Annotated in this window: 21 protein-coding genes; 16 read left to right on the top strand and 5 right to left on the bottom strand. The window is 66.5% G+C overall.

Annotation, left to right across the window (positions count from 1 at the left end; all coding sequences use genetic code 11):
* Window positions 1-79: 79 nt before the first annotated feature.
* Window positions 80-2,689 carry a heavy metal translocating P-type ATPase gene (locus tag HTIA_RS06705; RefSeq protein WP_020936179.1) on the top strand — a complete coding sequence of 870 codons (2,610 nt, stop codon included), beginning with the start codon at window positions 80-82 and terminating at the stop codon, window positions 2,687-2,689.
* A 25-nt stretch (window positions 2,690-2,714) separates the two neighbouring features.
* Here HTIA_RS06705 and HTIA_RS06700 read toward each other — a convergent pair whose 3' ends face one another.
* Window positions 2,715-3,365, bottom strand: coding sequence for a precorrin-2 dehydrogenase/sirohydrochlorin ferrochelatase family protein (locus tag HTIA_RS06700; RefSeq protein ID WP_008526204.1), 651 nt, complete (start codon window positions 3,363-3,365; stop codon window positions 2,715-2,717).
* A gap of 24 nt (window positions 3,366-3,389) precedes the next feature.
* Window positions 3,390-3,542 (bottom strand): hypothetical protein, encoded by a 153-nt coding sequence (locus tag HTIA_RS16805; RefSeq protein WP_008526205.1) that lies wholly within the window; start codon window positions 3,540-3,542, stop codon window positions 3,390-3,392.
* Between the two features lie 225 nt (window positions 3,543-3,767).
* Here HTIA_RS16805 and HTIA_RS06695 point away from each other — a divergent pair, with 225 nt between their 5' ends.
* The 7 genes from HTIA_RS06695 (at window position 3,768) to HTIA_RS06665 (ending at window position 10,036) form a co-directional block, all read left to right on the top strand.
* On the top strand, window positions 3,768-4,076 hold the full coding sequence (locus HTIA_RS06695) for a hypothetical protein (RefSeq protein ID WP_008526207.1): 309 nt from the start codon (window positions 3,768-3,770) through the stop codon (window positions 4,074-4,076).
* A gap of 126 nt (window positions 4,077-4,202) precedes the next feature.
* Window positions 4,203-5,978 carry a nitrite/sulfite reductase gene (locus HTIA_RS06690; RefSeq protein ID WP_008526209.1) on the top strand — a complete coding sequence of 592 codons (1,776 nt, stop codon included), beginning with the start codon at window positions 4,203-4,205 and terminating at the stop codon, window positions 5,976-5,978.
* 1 nt (window position 5,979) lies between these two features.
* Window positions 5,980-6,270: a DUF6360 family protein gene (locus HTIA_RS06685; RefSeq protein WP_008526211.1), complete on the top strand. Its 291-nt coding sequence runs from the start codon at window positions 5,980-5,982 to the stop codon at window positions 6,268-6,270.
* The gene (locus HTIA_RS06680; protein ID WP_008526213.1) at window positions 6,267-7,781 is read left to right on the top strand and encodes a CbiX/SirB N-terminal domain-containing protein; all 1,515 of its coding nucleotides are present in this window, start codon (window positions 6,267-6,269) and stop codon (window positions 7,779-7,781) included. Before HTIA_RS06685 ends, HTIA_RS06680 begins: the two co-directional genes overlap by 4 nt.
* Window positions 7,781-8,617, top strand: a complete 837-nt coding sequence (gene cobA, locus HTIA_RS06675) for a uroporphyrinogen-III C-methyltransferase (RefSeq protein ID WP_008526215.1) — start codon at window positions 7,781-7,783, stop codon at window positions 8,615-8,617. The genes HTIA_RS06680 and cobA overlap by 1 nt, the downstream gene beginning before the upstream one ends.
* 35 nt (window positions 8,618-8,652) lie before the next feature.
* Window positions 8,653-9,669 carry an anthranilate phosphoribosyltransferase gene (locus tag HTIA_RS06670; protein ID WP_044950995.1) on the top strand — a complete coding sequence of 339 codons (1,017 nt, stop codon included), beginning with the start codon at window positions 8,653-8,655 and terminating at the stop codon, window positions 9,667-9,669.
* 1 nt (window position 9,670) lies between these two features.
* On the top strand, window positions 9,671-10,036 hold the full coding sequence (locus HTIA_RS06665) for a ferredoxin (RefSeq protein ID WP_008526218.1): 366 nt from the start codon (window positions 9,671-9,673) through the stop codon (window positions 10,034-10,036).
* A 24-nt stretch (window positions 10,037-10,060) separates the two neighbouring features.
* On the opposite strand, the gene serS is transcribed toward HTIA_RS06665, so the two are convergent.
* Window positions 10,061-11,416, bottom strand: coding sequence for a serine--tRNA ligase (gene serS / locus HTIA_RS06660; protein ID WP_008526220.1), 1,356 nt, complete (start codon window positions 11,414-11,416; stop codon window positions 10,061-10,063).
* Between the two features lie 224 nt (window positions 11,417-11,640).
* Between serS and HTIA_RS06655 the strand changes: the two genes are divergently transcribed.
* Window positions 11,641-12,072: a nucleotidyltransferase domain-containing protein gene (locus HTIA_RS06655; protein WP_008526221.1), complete on the top strand. Its 432-nt coding sequence runs from the start codon at window positions 11,641-11,643 to the stop codon at window positions 12,070-12,072.
* Entirely contained in the window at window positions 12,065-12,493 is a 429-nt protein-coding gene (gene hepT, locus HTIA_RS06650; RefSeq protein WP_008526222.1) for a type VII toxin-antitoxin system HepT family RNase toxin, read from the top strand. Before HTIA_RS06655 ends, hepT begins: the two co-directional genes overlap by 8 nt.
* Before the next feature lie 16 nt (window positions 12,494-12,509).
* Here hepT and HTIA_RS06645 read toward each other — a convergent pair whose 3' ends face one another.
* Window positions 12,510-13,115: an MBL fold metallo-hydrolase gene (locus HTIA_RS06645; RefSeq protein WP_008526223.1), complete on the bottom strand. Its 606-nt coding sequence runs from the start codon at window positions 13,113-13,115 to the stop codon at window positions 12,510-12,512.
* A gap of 98 nt (window positions 13,116-13,213) precedes the next feature.
* On the opposite strand from HTIA_RS06645, the gene HTIA_RS06640 reads away from it, so the two are divergent.
* The 5 genes from HTIA_RS06640 (at window position 13,214) to hisH (ending at window position 16,172) form a co-directional block, all read left to right on the top strand.
* A complete protein-coding gene (locus HTIA_RS06640; RefSeq protein ID WP_008526224.1) occupies window positions 13,214-13,393 on the top strand; it encodes a DUF5786 family protein in 180 nt (59 codons plus the stop codon).
* A 1-nt stretch (window position 13,394) separates the two neighbouring features.
* Window positions 13,395-13,958 carry an endonuclease dU gene (locus tag HTIA_RS06635; RefSeq protein WP_008526225.1) on the top strand — a complete coding sequence of 188 codons (564 nt, stop codon included), beginning with the start codon at window positions 13,395-13,397 and terminating at the stop codon, window positions 13,956-13,958.
* A 35-nt stretch (window positions 13,959-13,993) separates the two neighbouring features.
* On the top strand, window positions 13,994-14,578 hold the full coding sequence (locus HTIA_RS06630) for a uracil-DNA glycosylase (RefSeq protein ID WP_008526227.1): 585 nt from the start codon (window positions 13,994-13,996) through the stop codon (window positions 14,576-14,578).
* Between the two features lie 150 nt (window positions 14,579-14,728).
* The gene (locus HTIA_RS06625; protein WP_008526229.1) at window positions 14,729-15,454 is read left to right on the top strand and encodes a hypothetical protein; all 726 of its coding nucleotides are present in this window, start codon (window positions 14,729-14,731) and stop codon (window positions 15,452-15,454) included.
* A gap of 67 nt (window positions 15,455-15,521) precedes the next feature.
* Window positions 15,522-16,172 (top strand): imidazole glycerol phosphate synthase subunit HisH, encoded by a 651-nt coding sequence (gene hisH / locus HTIA_RS06620; protein ID WP_008526231.1) that lies wholly within the window; start codon window positions 15,522-15,524, stop codon window positions 16,170-16,172.
* A gap of 11 nt (window positions 16,173-16,183) precedes the next feature.
* Here the strand turns inward: hisH and HTIA_RS06615 are convergent, their stop codons facing one another.
* Window positions 16,184-16,474 (bottom strand): hypothetical protein, encoded by a 291-nt coding sequence (locus HTIA_RS06615; RefSeq protein WP_008526233.1) that lies wholly within the window; start codon window positions 16,472-16,474, stop codon window positions 16,184-16,186.
* 83 nt (window positions 16,475-16,557) lie between these two features.
* On the opposite strand from HTIA_RS06615, the gene HTIA_RS06610 reads away from it, so the two are divergent.
* Window positions 16,558-16,935, top strand: coding sequence for a Rid family detoxifying hydrolase (locus tag HTIA_RS06610; protein ID WP_008526235.1), 378 nt, complete (start codon window positions 16,558-16,560; stop codon window positions 16,933-16,935).
* Window positions 16,936-16,991 lie beyond the last annotated feature (56 nt).

The raw sequence follows: 16,991 nt of genomic DNA, 5'->3' as shown, positions 1-16,991 counted from the left end.
TCGAAAGTTCCGATGGGGTTTCGGTCGGTGTCTCAAAGCGGAAAGGTGCCTAAAGCGTGAACCCGTAGGGATACATATCATGGCTACACGAACAATCCATCTCGATATCACGGGGATGTCCTGTGCGAACTGTTCGGGGACGATCCAGGACACCCTCGAATCCCTCGACGGCGTCACGGCGGCCAGCGCCAACTTCGCCACCGACGAGGGCTCAGTCGAGTACGATCCGGAGGTAGTGACACTCGGCGAGATCTACGACGCGGTCGAATCAGCCGGCTACGGCGCAGTGTCCGAGACTGTCACCGTTGCCATCTCGGACATGTCGTGTGCGAACTGTGCGGAGGCCAACGCGACCGCACTCGAAGACACGCCGGGCGTCATCGAGGCGGAGGTCAACTACGCGACCGACGAGGCCCAGGTCACCTACAACCCTGCCGAGGCATCCCGAGCGGACCTCTACGACGCCATCGAGGCCGCGGGCTACTCGCCGGTTCGCGAGGACGACGACGCCGGGGACGCCGGGGCGGACGCCCGCGACGCGGCACGGGACGAGGAGATCCGCAAGCAACTCCGGCTGACGCTGTTCGGGGCGCTGCTCTCGGCACCGATGTTGCTCTTCATGGCCGACAAACTCGTCCTCGGCGGCGGCATCGTCGCCGGCGTCGAGGCACTCGTCGGGGTCCGGCTGGGCTGGGTCGAGTTCGCGCTCGCGACGCCCGTCCAGGCGTTGCTTGGCTGGCCGTTCTATCGGAACTCCTACAACGCCCTGGTCAACAACCGCCGGGCCAACATGGACGTGCTCATCGCGCTGGGGTCCTCGACAGCCTACGTCTACTCCGTCGCGGTGCTTTCCGGCCTGATCGCAGGCGAGGTCTACTTCGATACCGCCGCGCTCATCTTGGTGTTCATCACGCTCGGAAATTATCTCGAAGCGCGCTCGAAGGGCCAGGCCGGCGAGGCACTCCGGAAGCTCCTAGAGATGGAAGCCGAGACGGCGACGCTCATCGGCCCGGACGGGACCGAACGAGAGGTTCCACTGGAAGACGTTCAGGCCGGCGATCTGATGAAAGTCCGACCGGGCGAGCAGATCCCGACCGACGGCGTCGTGGTCGATGGCCAGTCGGCCGTCGACGAGTCGATGGTGACCGGCGAGTCGGTCCCCGTCGAGAAAAGTGAGGGCGAGGAGGTCGTCGGCTCGACGATCAACGAGAACGGCTTGCTCACGGTCAAGGCGACGAAGGTCGGCGCGGACACCGCCCTCCAGCAGATCGTCCAGACGGTCAAGGCGGCCCAGTCCCGCCAGCCCGAGATCCAGAACCTCGCCGATCGAATCTCGGCGTACTTCGTGCCGGCGGTCATCGCGAACGCCGTCTTCTGGGGAATCGTCTGGTTCGCCTTCCCCGAGACGCTCGCGGGCTTCGTCGACTGGCTCCCGCTGTGGGGGCCCGTCGCTGGCGGACCGGAAATCGTGGGCGGGGGTGTCTCGGTCTTCGAGTTCGCCGTCATCGTCTTCGCCTCGGCGGTGTTGATCGCCTGTCCCTGCGCGCTCGGACTGGCGACGCCCGCGGCGACGATGGTCGGGACGACGATCGGGGCACAGCACGGCGTCCTGTTCAAGGGCGGCGACATTCTGGAACGTGCGAGGGACGTCGACACGGTCGTCTTCGACAAGACGGGGACGCTCACCGAGGGTGAGATGGAACTCACCGACGTGGTGGCCCTCGACGACGAAGGAAACCCGCGCGGAACCGGCGGTGCGGCCGCCGACGGCGGCGTCGTGACCGAACGTGAGCGCCACTCCGAGGACGATATCCTCCGACTCGCGGCGGCGGCCGAGAGCGGTAGCGAACACCCCCTCGCACGCGCGATCGTCGACGGTGCCCAGCAGCGCGGGCTGGACGTCCCCGAACCCGAGAATTTCGAGAACGTTCCGGGGCACGGGATCCGGGCTACCGTGGGTGACAGCGACGTTCTGGTCGGGAATCGCAAGCTGCTCGCAGACGAGGGGATCGACCCGTCACCGGCAGAAGAGACGATGGAGCGCCTCGAACGCGAGGGCAAGACTGCGATGCTGGTGGCCATCGACGGCGCTCTCGCGGGTGTCGTCGCCGACGCCGATACGGTAAAGCAGGGCGCGAAAGAGGCCGTCGCTGCACTCCGCGAGCGTGGCGTCGACGTCATGATGATCACCGGCGACAACGAGCGGACGGCCCGCGCCGTCGCCGAGGCGGTCGGCATCGACCCCGAGAACGTCCGCGCGGAGGTACTCCCCGACGAGAAGTCCGATGCTGTCGAAGCGATCCAACGTGATGGGCGGAAGGCGATGATGGTCGGCGACGGCGTCAACGACGCGCCGGCACTCGCCGTGGCCCACGTCGGGACGGCCATCGGCTCTGGGACCGATGTCGCGATCGAGGCGGCGGACGTCACGCTGATGCGCTCTGACCCCGGGGACGTCGTCAAGGCCATCCGGATCTCCGATGCAACCCTGCAGAAGATCAAGCAGAACCTGCTGTGGGCACTGGGATACAACACCGCGATGATTCCACTGGCCTCACTCGGGTTACTCCAACCCGTGCTGGCCGCGGCGGCGATGGCCTTCTCTAGCGTCTCCGTGCTGACGAACAGTCTGCTGTTCAGGCGGTACACGCCCGATCGGGACTACCGGATCTTCGGTCGGCTCCGGTGACGGGCCACCTCGCTCCGTTTCGCCGCTAGTCCGTCTCGTTCTGGATGTCTGTGAGCAACTCCTCGGCGACCTCGCGTGCCATGTCGGTTTTTCCGTCGGCGACGAGCGCGCGGATACGTTCAGACCTCGCGATCGCTTTGAGGGCGTCGCGTCGGTGAGGGCCGTCGATGCCACGTTCGGCGAAGCGCTCGCGACGGTCGCCGACGAAGGTCGCAAGCGCGCCGGCCCCGCCGATCTCCGTTTCGATCTCCTCGCGCAGGACGCCACTCACTGCCGGAGCGTGCCCCTGTGTCGAGATTCCGACGACGACGGGATCGTCGCGGGCGATTGCCGGGAGAATCACGTTCCCCGGCGCTCGGTCGCCCGCGTGATCCGCCCGGTTGACGAGCATTCCTCGCTCCTCGGCAGCGGTCTCGACGGCCGCGTTCACGGCCGTCTCGTCAGTCGCGGCGACGACGAGCGCCGGTTCGATCCGGTCGAGCCAGTCCGGCACCGCCGCCGGGTCGGGGCTGGCACACTCGAGCGTCGCGTCGCCGAAGTCGGCGTCCGCGAATTCGGGAGCCACGACGACGACCTCGGCTTCGCGGTCGAACCGGCGGGCCTTCCGTGCGCCGACAGGTCCGCCGCCGAAGACGAGAACGCGGGCGTCGCTGAAGTCGTGTAGCAGTGGAATCACGTGTGGTCGGTCGAAGCAGAGCGGTCAGTCGTCGCTGGCACCGGCACGTCCCTCACTCAGGTGTTCCCAGATCTCCGTACAGCCGGCCCCGACCTCGACGTCTGCGAGGTGGTCTTGGTTCGCTCGCTCGTCGTCACGTTCCGGCGCTCCGGTCGCCGTCTCGGCAGTCTCGGTCATCGACGGCCCGTAGTCCCCACGTCTTGATAAGGCCGTGTTCAGGCGTAATCGCTACCAGTTCTCCAGTAATGCGGCAGTATTTGCTGATCCACTCGAACAGTGATCGACGATAGAAGGCGGTGCAGTCCGGCGAATCTGTCCCCCTGACGTCGACCTGAGTCTGTGACGAGCGGCAATCGCCGCAGGTGCCGACGGGCTTACCGCTGGCAGGGGACAACTCCGGCCATGACCACCGACGTCCACCAGCTCGACGACGGGGCCTGGGTCAGCGTCAACGATACGCGCGAGGTCAACGTCAGCGACCTCTGGCGGCTCGCTGGCGGGGAATTTTGCACCTGTCGCCTCACCGATTTTCTCGCCGAGGGCTTCGTCGAGGTCGGCGTCGACGGCGGGAACGTCGAGGCGCGCATCGCCGGCCAATGTATCCAGTGTGGGGAAAGCGGCGTGACCGACTGGCTCACGCTCGGGCGCGTCGACCCCGAGACCGGCGAGTTCAGACCGGTGGTTCCCGAGAGCGTCCACTGCCCGGCTTGAGGGTGGTTGGTCACGACGTCGGCGTGACGTCTCACACATAGCTGCAAGTATTGTCAGGCTCCCGGAGAGCCGGGGAAGGTTGACGAGGTGGTCGCGGGTATATGCCCGGCTCTCTTCGTGGTTGACATGCCCTCGAAGGTCGAACGGTGGAAGGACGAAACCTACGGGTTGGAGATACGCGAGCACCTCGAACGGTTCGCCGCCGAGGGGTTCGATACCATCCCGGAAGACGAACGCGACGCGTGGTTCGAGCGCTTCAAATGGTGGGGGCTGTACCACCAGCGGAAGGGCCAGGAGAGCTACTTCATGATGCGCATCGGGACGCCGATGGGCCGGCTGACGCCCGAACAACTCCGGACCGTCGGCGAGGTGGCCCGCGAGTACGCCACCGGCCCCGTCGAGAACCCCGAGTTCGGCGACGCCTACGCTGACTTCACGACCAGGCAGTCGATCCAGCTTCACTGGATCAAGATCGAGGACGTCCCCGACATCTTCGACGAACTCGAAGCTGTGGGTCTCTCCACGATCCAGGCGTGTGGCGATTCCTGGCGCAACATCGTCGGCTCGCCGGTCGCCGGCCGGGACGCCGACGAACTCATCGACGTCTGGCCCATCGTCCAGGACCTCCACGACCGCTTCAAGGGCAACGATCTCTATACGAACCTCCCCCGGAAGTGGAAGGTCGCCGTCACCGGCGACCGTCGCGGTGCCGGCCAGGGCGACATCAACGACCTCGCCTTCGAGCCGGCGGTCAAGGAAATCGACAGTGAGGAGGTCGCTGGCTTCAACGTCAACGTCGGCGGCGGCCTGGCACGAAAAGAGCCCCGCCTCGCCCGCAGCATCGACGTCTTCTGCCGGCCCGAGAACGCTGCCGAGGTCGCGGCCGGGCTCTCCGGGCTCTTCCGGGACTACGGCGACCGCGAAGACCGGTTCAACGCCCGGATGAAGTTCCTCGTCGACGAGTGGGGCACCGAGAAGATCCGCTCGGTCCTCCAGGAGGAGTACGTCGAGTACGACCTTCCGACCGCGGGCCAGGGCCTCCGCGAGGAGTACGACTACAACGCCGGGCGGTCGGACGCGCCGGGCGACTACGTCGGCGTCCACGACCAGGCCGACGGCCAGCATTTCGTCGGGCTCTCCGTGCTCGTCGGGCGGATGGCCGCCGCGGACGTCATCGAACTCGCGGACCTGGCCGAGGAGTACGACTCCGAGATGATCGGCCTGACCCAGCGCCAGAACGTCATCGTCGGCGATATCGCCGATGACGACCTCGATGACTTCCTCGCGGAGTCGGTCCTCGAGGACTACTCGCCCGATCCCCATCCGTTCATGCGCGGCTCGATCGCGTGTACGGGGACCGAGTACTGCTCGCTGTCGATCGTCGAGACGAAAAACCGGATGGTGCGGTACGCTCGGTGGCTCAAAGAGAACGTTCCAGTTCCTGAGGGTGTTTCGGACTTCCACATCCACCTCTCGGGGTGTACGGCCTCGTGTGCCCAGCCTCAGATCGCCGATATCAGCCTCCGCGGGATGAAGACCCGCAAGGACGGCGGGGCCGTCGAGGCCTTCGACGTCGGACTGGGCGGCGGCCTCGGCGAGAACCCGCAGTTCGCCGACTGGGTGGAGATGCGCGTCCCCGCTGACGAGATCCCGGGCTATATCGCCAACCTGCTCGAGGTTTACGAGGCCAACCGTGAGGGCCAGGAGTCCTTCCGGGAGTTCGTCACCGACCGCGAGGAGGACGAACTTACCGGCCTCGCCGAGCCCGAAGAGACGAGTTACGAGGACCCGTATCTCGGCAACACGAAGCTGACGTGGTATCCCTACGCCGACGAGAGTGACATGAGCGCCTCGCCCGCACCGACGAACGCCAGCGGCGAACCCCTCCCGACGGACGATTGACATGGCTGATCGCGTGCTGAAGGTCAACGCCTTCACGACGTTCGACCTCCTCGAGGGGCGCGTGGAGGGCCACGGCTTCGCGGAGGCGGCCTTCGCCACGCTGAACGTGCGGACGGCCCGCGAGGATCCCGCGGACGTCACGCTCGAACTCGAACTCGACAACGTCGCCCTCGATTCGGTGCCGGCCCACGCCGACCGCGTGACGCTCTCGGCCGCGGAGGCTCGGGAACTCGCGAGCGAGCTAGAGCAAGCAGCCGAACGCATCGAGGCAAGCCAGGTGGACGAGCCATGACCGGGCAGGCACTCGTCGTCGCGGCCCACGGCTCCCACCGCAACTCCGACTCCGCGCTTCCAACGCTGTCCCACACCGAGGCCATCCGCGACCGCGGGTGTTTCGACCAGGTCCGGACGGCCTTCTGGAAGGAGTCCCCCAGCTTTCGGGACGTCCTGCGGACGATCGACGCCGAGCGGGCCTACGTCGTCCCGCTGTTCGTCAGCCAGGGCTACTTCGTCGACCAGGTGCTCCCCCGGGAGTTCGACCTCGGAATGGACGACCTGGCCGGCGAAGCGACTGCCCCCGAGATGGTGTACACCGATCCCGTCGGCACCCACCCGGCGATGACCGACGTCATTGCGGCCCGCGCCCGCCGGTACCTCGACGGCGTCCCCGAGGAGCAGGCCGCGCTCGCGGTCGTCGGCCACGGCACCGATCGGAACCCAAAAAGCGCCGAGGCCGTCTACGACCACGTCGAGGCGCTCCGGGCCCAAACCGACTTCGCCGAGGTCGACGCGTTGTTCATGGACGAAGCGCCGGCTGTCGAAGACATCCTCGATGCATTCGAGGCCGACGATATCGCCGTCGTCCCGCTGTTCGTCGCCGACGGCTTTCACACGCGCGACGAGATCCCTGAGTTGCTGGGGATCACCGACGACCCCCGATCCGGGTATCCAGTTCCCGGAAGCGTCGACGGTCGCCGGATCTGGTATACCTCCGCCGTCGGGACTGACCGGCTCGTGCCCGACGTCATTCTCGAACGAGCCGGCGACGCCGGGGCCGACCTGGAGCGCACTGTCGAGCGGGAACACCCGGTGCGGCCAGACGCCGCCGAGAAATTTCTCTCGTGGATCGCCGCTGCTCCCGCCGAAGACGGTCGCCGATCCCGGACGTGGGGCGACCTCCTTGTGACTGTCACGGAGGACACCTACGAACTCCGTCATCGGGCGGATCGTGACGCGTCCCGGGCGACCCTCACCGAGCAGGATCCCGAGACGTTCCGGTGGTTCGTCCGTACCGACGACGACCGATTCCGGCCGTTCGCCGGCGAGCGTTCGCTCCCGACGGGGTGGGTGCTCCCGGATCTGAACCCGCGGGAACTCCTACGTGCCGTCGCGGCGGTGTATCCGGCCAGCATCGAGACGTGGGTCGACGATCCTGAACCCATCTCCTTCCGGGACGTCGCCGCTCGCCAGACCGGCATGTACGCCGGGGTCTCGGCCCTTTCGAGCGGGGAGCTCGACGATCTGACGACCGCCGTGTGTGGCAACTGCGCCAAGCGCCGCGAGTGGGACGGTGACGGGGCGTCAACCCAGTCGACCGATGTCGCGACGAGCGAACTCCCTTGCCGGGAGCCGTGTTCGTTCCTGATCGCCGCGGCCCGGGAGGTCCTGGCGGCCGACACCACTGACGAACCGCGAACCGACCACCCCGACGCCGACGTACCGCCGGGCGATCTGACCCAGTCGGCCAATCGCTACCGGGCTCGATACCGGCAGGCACGCGGCGTCACCCAGATTTCAGACTGATGAGCATGAACACCAACGGAACCGTCTTTCTCGTCGGCGCTGGCCCGGGCGATCCCGAACTGCTAACGGTGAAAGCCCGCCGCCTACTCGACGAGGCCGACGTCGTCCTCCACGATTCCCTCGTGGGCAACGCCGTCGTCGAATCGATTCCCGACTCCGTCCGCGTCGAGAACGTCGGCAAGCGTGCCGATGGGCAGCGAACGCCCCAGGCGGCGATCAACGAACGCCTCGTGTGTGAGGCATCGGCCGGCCGGGACGTCGTTCGACTCAAGGGTGGCGATCCGACGCTGTTCGCCCGCGGCGGCGAGGAGGCCGAACACCTCGCGGCCCACGGCGTCCCCTTCGAGGTCGTCCCCGGCGTCACGAGCGCTATCGCCGGGCCGGGCGTCGCCGGCATCCCGGCGACCCACCGCGATCACGCCTCGGCATTCGTCGTCGTCACCGGCCACGAAGACCCGACAAAGGCCGACTCCTCGCTCGACTGGGACGCCCTCTCCCGGATCGTCGCTGCCGGCGGCACCCTGGTGATCCTGATGGGTGTGGGTCGACTCCCCGACAACGTGGCTGCGCTCCGAGCGGGTGCCGTCGACGCCGAGACGCCCGTGGCGATGGTCGAGCGCGCAACGCTTCCCGACGAGCGCGTCGTCACGGGGACGATCGGGACGATCGTGGGTCGGGCCGACGAGGTAGGGATCGAACCGCCTGCCGTGACGATCGTCGGCGACGTCGTCGACGTCCGCGAGACGGTCGCGCACTGCCTCGGCGAGGCCGACGCGGTGGCCGAGGCCCCGCTGGCCGGGACGACCGACGGGCTCGCGGAGGTGAACCGACAGTGAGCACCGGGTACGGCGAGTGGCCCCTGCAGCGGCTCATGACCGAGGTGGTCGGCTCCGGCACGAAGTCCGCCGAGGACATGACTCGCGAGCAGGCGGCCGAGGCGATGGAGCGCATCCTCGACGACGAACCCGATCCCACGACGCTCGGCGCGTTCTGGCTCGCCAACCGCTGGAAGCACAACACGAGCGAGGAACTCGCCGCCTACGTGGACGTGATGGCCGACCGCGTCGAGACGGGCGTCCCCGACGTCGATCCCGTCGACTGCGGCGCGAACTACGACGGCAAGCAGCGCACGGCGATCCTCGGGGTCGCGGCCGGGATTGTCGCCGCCGCGGCGGGGACACCTGTCGTCGTCCACTCGGGCGATCGCGTGCCGACCCAGAAGAATGACGCCTACAAGCACGTCCTCGACGAACTCGGCGTGCGGACCGTGCTCCGCCCCGCGAAATCCGCCGCGATGGTCGAGGAGACTGGCTTCGGATTCTACTATCAGCCGGCGTTCAATCCTGCGGTCGACGATCTCTTCGACCGCCGCGAGCAGATGGGCGTCCGAACCGTCCTCAACACCGTCGAGACGCTCGCCAACCCCGCCGGTGCGAGCGTCCACCTCGGTTCGTTCTATCACCTCTCCTTCGCCAAGAAGGTCGTCGAGACGTTCGAGCGCAGCCGAGTCCACGATCCCGACCGCGTCATCATGTTCCAGGGGCTCGAGGGCTACGACGACATCCGGCCGGGCTACACGAAGTTCGCCGAGTGGACGCAAGCGGACGGCCTCGAAAGCGACGAGATCGAAACCGCCGCCTACGGCATGGACTTCGAGACCGACGATCTCGCCGTCGAGGACGTGGCGGTCGACAGCGCTCGGCTCACCCGCGAAGTCCTCACCGGCGACCGGACGGACCATTGGGCCGACGCCGTCGCGCTCAACGCCGCGGTCCGGATCTACGCCGGCGGCGACGTCGACACCCTCGATGCGGGGCTCGATGCTGCCCGCGACGCCATCGACGACGGGTCGGCTGCAGGAGTGCTCGACGAGCTACGGGGGTTCTGAGATGGGCGGCGATGAGAGCCTGGAACCGTCCAACGATGGCGACGTGATCCGGCCAAGCGACGTCGGCGGGGATGACGGACCGCCGATTGAGGCCAAGCCGTACAAGATCATCTTCGAGGCCAACCGGTGTTTCGGTGCCGGGAAGTGCGCCGCCGAATCTCCGGATTGGGAACTGGATCTCGAAACCGGTCTGGCGCGGCCCAGCACCTACTACGTCGGGGCGGACGACCTGGACCATCACGTCCGGGCAGCCGAGAGCTGTCCCGCGAAGAAGGGCCGCGGCGTGATCCACGTCATCGACCGCCGGACCGACGAGGAGATCGCGCCCGATCGCCACGGCGACGGGCGACTCAGCGTCGAGTGGTGAGCCGTCCGCGGCGTCGCGTGCTGATCAGCGTTCGCCGGCACCCAGCGCGCTCTCGCCGACTGGATCATGGCCCTCGATGTGTTCCTGGCCACCGAGATAGGGACGGAGTGCTTCCGGCACCGTCACCGTCCCGTCGTCGTTCTGGTAGTACTCCAAGATCGCCACGAGCACGCGCGGCAGCGCCACGCCTGAGGCGTTGAGTGTGTGGAGGTACTCCGCGGATTCGTGGCGCTCAGGCCGATACCGGATGCCGGCCCGCCGGGCCTGGAAGTCCTCGAAGTTCGAGGCTGAAGAGACTTCGAGCCACCGTCCGCCTTCGGCCGGTCCGTCTTCCATGTCATCGCCCGGTGCCCACACCTCGATGTCGTAGGTCTTCGCCGAGGCGAAGGTCAGATCCCCGGTACAGAGCTCGAGCACGCGATAGGGGAGTTCCAGGCGCTTGAGGACTTCCTCTGCTTCCTCGAGGAGTCCGTCGAGGCGGTCGTCGCTCCCTTCGGGTTCGACGAAGTTGACCAGCTCGACCTTGTTGAACTGGTGGACGCGGACGATCCCACGGGTCTCGGTGCCGTGCTCGCCGGCCTCCTGGCGGAAGTTGGGCGTGTAGGCCTGGTGTTTCAGCGGGAGGTCGTCGTCGAGCAGGATCTCGTCGCGGTACATGTTCGTCACCGGAACCTCCGCCGTCGGGCACAGCCAGAGGTCTTCGTCTTCGAGTTTGTAGGCGTCGTCGGCGAACTTGGGGAGTTGCCCGGTGCCGGTCATCGATTCACTCGAGACCGGGATCGGCGGGAACACTTCCGAGTAGCCCTGCTCGCGGTGGATGTCCCGCATGAACTGGATGAGCGCGTGTTCGAGGCGTGCGGCGTCGCCTTTGAGGAAGTAGAAGCCGCCACCCGAGACTTTCGCCCCGCGGTCGAAGTCCAGGATGTCGAGTTCCTCGCCGAGGTCGTAGTGCGGTGTGACGTCCGCCGGGAGGTCCCGCATATCGTCGAAGCCCCACCGTCGCGTTTCGACGTTGTCGCTCTCGTCCTCGCCCTCGGGAACGCCCTCTTGGGGAATGTTCGGAATCTCCAGCAGTCGCGCTTCGAGTTCGGCTTCGAGTTCGTCGGCGCGTTCCTCGACGTCCTGGAGTTCCTCTTTGAGTTCCTGAGAACGCTCGATGGCCTCTTGGGCGGCTTCCTCGTCACCTGCTTGTTTGAGCTCGCCGATCTTCGAGGAGACCTCGTTGCGGTCGTGTCGCAGGTCGTCGCCGCGGGCTTTCAGCTCGCGCCACTCCTCGTCGATCTCCAGGATCGCGTCGAGATCGACGTCTTCGACGCCGCGAGCCGCGAGGGTCTCTCGAACCTCCTCGGGGTGCTCGCGGACGTACTGGCGTGATAACATGGACGCCATTTCTCGGTGGCGTCTCAAAACCGTATCGCTCTGGCCGTCTGCCGGCGACAGCACCCGCTCGCCGATCGGCGTCCCGGAGAAACCCCGTCTATATCTCTACCTTGTAACCAGAGGTACTTAAAACGCGGTCGGTGATAGCTGCGAGGAGGATCACAGACAGTTCGACCGGGCGATTCGCCGGAATTCTTTTGTGACGATACGTCGATCATAAAGATATGGCGGTCGAGGATGGCCGGAAACGGGGGTTCGAGGACTTCGAAGAGTCCATCTGCTCTGATTCCGATGTCGAGTTTGTCGTGGCGTTCGGATCACGAGTCACTGGGGAGTCGACTGACACGTCCGATCTCGACCTCGCAGTCAAGTTCGTGGACGAACTATCGGACCACGATCGTTTCGAGAAGCAGTGCTTTCTGTCGGGAACCCTCCAGCGTGAGGAGGGTCCCTTTGTCGACATCTCCGATATCGAAACCCTTCCCATAGCCGTCAGAAACGACGCGGTCAACGGGAGCTTTGTCTGTGGCGACCGCGACGCGTTCGAACGGTTCAAAGCGGACGTCGAGGCGACGTTCGCCGAGGAGCGCGAGCCGCTTCGTCGCCGCCAGCGTGACGTCATCGACAGGATCGCGGAGGACGGACTGCGTGGCTGACGAACGCGTCGTCGCGGTCAAACTCGAACAGATCGAGCAGTACCACGGCGAGTTGATCGAGAAGCGAGAATCGCTGTCCCGCCGTGAGTTTCTCGGGAGTACGACCGAGCAGCGTGCCGTCGAACGCATGTTCGAGAATGCGATTCAGGCGAGTGCGGATCTGGCCCAGCACGTCGCCACGCGGGATTTCGCGTACGACGGGAACACTTCCAAAGAGGCCGTCCGCATCCTGTGCGAGCACGCCGTCATCGACGACGAGACGATGATGACGCTCGTCACCGCAATCGGGTTCAGAAACGTCCTCGCACACGAGTACGGGCGCATCGACCCCGAAGAAGTGTACGAAACGCTCCGGACCGGCCTCGACGTGTACGATAGCTATAGCCGTCAGATCGCCGAGTGGGTCCGAGACAGCAAGTGACGGTCGGCGCTTCCCCTCAATCGTACTTCGGCTCCCGTCTCTCAGCTCGTTCCAGCGCCGTCTCGACGATGTCCCGGACGTCGCCGTGGAAGACGCCGCCGTGGCCGCTGTACATGTGCTCGACGGTCTCCGGCATTCGACCGAGAAGCTCCCGGATGCTCTCGATGAGGCGTTCACGGGACTGGCCGGGGTTGTCGGTCCGGCCGAAACTCCCGCCCTCGAAGGCCCCGTCGTCGTGGACGACGACGTCGCCCGAAAACAGGCTGCTCTCGCTGACCAGCGAGACGTGATCGTCGGCGTGGCCCGGCGTGTAGACGACCTCGAAGTCCTCGTCGCCGATCTGGAGGGTGTCGCCGTCGCCGAGTGCTTCCGTTCGCCGGGGGTGGTCGGCGTAGGCGTACACCTCGGCGTCGAAAGCGTCGAGGACCGCATCGAGTTGGGCGACGTGGTCGCCGTGCTGGTGGGTCAACACGACGCTGTCCAGCTCGTCAGTGTACTCGCGGATCACGTCGACGACGCCGTCCATCGCGCCGGCGTCGACGAGCGCCGGTCGGTCGCCGGTCGTCAGGTAGACGTTCGCGGTGAAGGTCTCCGCGTCGGCCGTCACGTTGTGTACGTCCATGGTCGTCTCTGGGGGGAGTATCCTGTTGAGTCTGGCGGTGGCGGGTGTGAGCGAGTAGCGTGTGATTTTTCACCACGAACCCCCTATTCACAGACGACATGGGGTTTGGGAGCTACGACGAATCAGAACAGGAGAATCAAGACCTGGACGCTGATTTTGACGACGATGACGGGGTCAACGCCGCCGAGAACACCCACGACGGCGACGTCGAGTTCGAGTTCACGGCGTCGAACGACGAACTGATCGACCAGCTATCGGACATCAAGGAGAACACCTGACGTGAAATCGGGGGTTCGCGCCCTCGGGGTCGCCGAGTCCTATACCGGTGATTCGAGTACGCTCGCGGGCGCAGTCGTCCGCGCGAGTCGCGTCACCGACGGCTTCGTTTTCGGGTCCTGCGCCGTGGGCGGAAGCGACGCGACCGACGCCATCGTCGAGATGGTCGACCGACTAGATCGCCCGGACGTCCGGCTTCTCCTCGTCGCCGGGATCGCGCCGGCGTGGTTCAACGTGATCGACCTCCACCGAATCCACGACGAAACTGGACTGCCGGTGCTCTCGATCACCTTCGAGGAGAGCGAGGGACTGGAACCGACGTTGCGCGAGGAGTTTTCCGGGGAGGCCCTCGCCTGGCGGCTCGATACGTACCGCGCCCAACCGGAGCGTGAGCGCGTCTCGGTCGACGACGAGACGGTCTTCGTCCGGAGTGTGGGCTGTGACGCGGGCGAGGCTCGCGAAGTCGTCCGGGCGTTCACGCCGGAGGGAGGCCGACCCGAACCGTTGCGGGTCGCGCGACTGGCCGCCCGCGCCGCCGATGGGGCGTTCGATTCCGCCAAGCGATAACGACGTTTTTGCGGGCTCGGCCCGCAGGCTCGGGCATGGAGCACATGGACGGACTCTCGGTCGAGGGCTGCAAGCAGTGTTCGGACCTCGTCGCCTCCCGGTCGCGGATCGTCGACGGCGTCGGCCCAGACGACGCCGATCTCCTCTTCGTCGGCGAAGCCCCGGGCGAGCGCGAGGATCAGCAGGGTGAACCCTTCGTCGGCCGCAGCGGGACGGTCCTCGACGACGCGCTGCGGGACGCCGGCCTCTCGCGGGCGGACGTCCGGATCACCAACTGCGTGCGGTGTCGACCGCCCGAGAACCGCGATCCGACTGCCGAGGAGCGATCGAACTGTCGGCCCTACCTCGACCGGGAGATCGACCTGGTCGATCCCGCGGTGATCGTCACGCTCGGGAAGGTGCCGGGCGAACATCTGTTGGGCCGAGAACTAGCCGTCACCGGCGAGGCCGGTTCGATCGAGGAGATCGAGATCGACGGCACACGACGGCGGGTCCTCGTCTGTGTCCACCCGGCCGCGACGCTCTACGACCGGAGTCAGCGCGAGACCTTCGAGCGGACGATCCAGCAGGCCGCCGACCTGACGGGCGACGGCGGCCAGGCCGAACTGGGTGATTTCTGACCGACGGCCGATCGCCGACTCGCTTTAAGTGCCTCTGGTTACAAGGTGAATATATAGACGGGATTTCTGGCGGACCAATTTCGACGTCTTTCCCGCGGGACTGTCCCGAGCCAGTGGATTCAACTGTCCGTAGCGCCGACTGTTGGGGTAATGGACGACGCTGGCGAGCAGGGGGACGATCGCATTCGGGAACCGGCCGGCCGCGAGCGCCGGGAGTGGCGCGAGGATCGCGAAGTCTCGACGAAACCGGGGGACGGGACGCTGTCGCGGGCGGAAGCCACGCGGGACGCCACGACCCGGCAGTGGGACGTGATCACGCCGGGAGCGACCCGGATCGGGCGCGCCGAGAACCCCGAGGACGACCCCGGGGAGCGAATCCGTCGGCTTCACGACGAGCAACATCCGGCCATGCAGGGTCACGCCGAGCGGATGCACCGCCTCGACAAAGCTCGCATCACTCAGGCGCTGTGTAACGCCCTCGATCTGACGCCCTGGGAGCGCGATCGCGTCCTCGGGATCGTGACCGGGATCGACCTGACGGCCTTCGGGAGCCAGCGAGCCATCCCGAAGGTCGCGCTGGTGGTCATCCGCCATGTGGTCGACGCCGAACGCCGGCGGTTCCTCGGGCTGGACGACGAGGAGCGACTCGCCGCGCTCTCGCCCGACGAGATGGCGTCCTTATACGACCTCTTCTCCTCGATCACTGACGAGTCGCACTTTCAGCGGTTGCTCGAGGTCTACGACCTGGACACGACGGCCGTCAACCGGCTCGAACGTGTCCTCGACGCCCAACTCGACGAGCAGGACCTCCACGGCGCGGTGCTCGGGCGGTCGCCGTATCGCGATCCGAACCTCACGTCCGTGCTCGGAGACTGATGCTCCTCTCCGTGGAAACATTCGGCGAACGGAAAGCGCCAAGGTCGCCACTGCCCAAGCGTGTCGTATGACCGAACACGAGTCGGGTGACGTCGAGGTCGTCGTCGTCGACTACGGACTGGGGAACCTCCGGAGCGTCACGCGTGGACTCGAACGCGCGGGCGCGACCGTGACGATCTCCGACGATCCAGCAGCACTCGAAGACGCCGACGGGATCGTCCTCCCCGGCGTCGGCGCGTTCAGCGAGGGGATGGAAAACGCCGGCCCGTTCAGGGACGCGCTCGTCGAGGCGGCTGCGGACGGTCGGCCGCTGCTTGGCATCTGTCTCGGCATGCAGATGCTCCTCACTACGAGCGAGGAGGCCGAACACGCCGGCGAGGGTGACGTCGAGGGGCTCGATCTGATCCCCGGGACGAACGTCCGCTTCGACGGCGACCGGAAAGTCCCCCACATGGGCTGGAACGAACTCGACGTCGAGCGCGATCACCCGCTGGTTGCGGGTGTCGACGGCGAACACGCTTACTTCGTTCACTCTTACTACGCCGAGCCGGACGATACGGCTGCCGTCGCTGCGACGACCGATTACGGCGAGCGCTTCGCGAGCGTCGTCGCCAACGAGGCCGGCAACGTCGTCGGGACGCAGTTTCACCCCGAGAAGTCCGGCGAGACCGGCCTCCGGATTCTGCGGAACTTCGTCGCGTACTGCGCCGAGCAGTAGCGCCGCGCCGCTTACAGCGCGTTCACGACCACGAGCGCCGACCACGCGAGCATGGCCACGCCGAGCGTGATCCCGACGTAGCCGACGGCAGTAATCACCCACGGGGAGAGCTGTTCGGGATCGATTCGATCGGGGTCAGAGACGACGCCGTATCCGAAGCCGAACAGCAGCGCGCCGATGACCAGTTCCATCGCGATCACTACCGTCGTCTGGCCGCCGACCGCCAACTGGGTCGCCCCAACGGCGACGTTTCCGAGGCCGAGCAGGACGACGCCGTATCCGTACCGCAAGCGTGTGTCCATACCGGCTCCTCGCCGGCCAGCCCCATCAAGCCCGGGCCGTCCCCGGCAGCGGTTTTATACCGGTTCCAGCCGGAGTTGTCGCTATGAAGCGGACAATCGAGACCGAGGCGGCCCCCGCGGCGGTCGGCGCGTACAGTCAGGCGACCGCGACCGACGACCTGGTGTTCACGGCGGGACAGATCCCGTTGACGCCGGACGGCGACCTCCTCGACCACGCCGACATCGACGTCCAGACCCAGCAGGCACTGGACAACGTCGAGGCAGTCTTAGCGGAGGCGGGCGCGAGCATGGACGACGTCCTGAAAGTGACTGTCTACGTCGACGATATCGAGGACTTCGAGGCGATGGACGCGGCCTACGAGACGTTCTTCGACCAAGAGCCGCCCGCCCGAAGCGCCGTCGAGGTCGCCGCGCTGCCGAAAGGCGTCGGCGTCGAGATCGAAGCGATCGCGACGACGTGATCGTGCCAACAGTTACTGTGAGCCGTTCGGGATCGGAACGTCAGGATCGTGAGTTG

Source organism: Halorhabdus tiamatea SARL4B, from assembly GCF_000470655.1.
In the GTDB taxonomy this organism is placed as follows: Archaea; Halobacteriota; Halobacteria; order Halobacteriales; family Haloarculaceae; genus Halorhabdus; species Halorhabdus tiamatea.
Note: the sequence above shows the minus strand (reverse complement) of the source record. Positions and strands in the feature narration are given on the sequence as shown.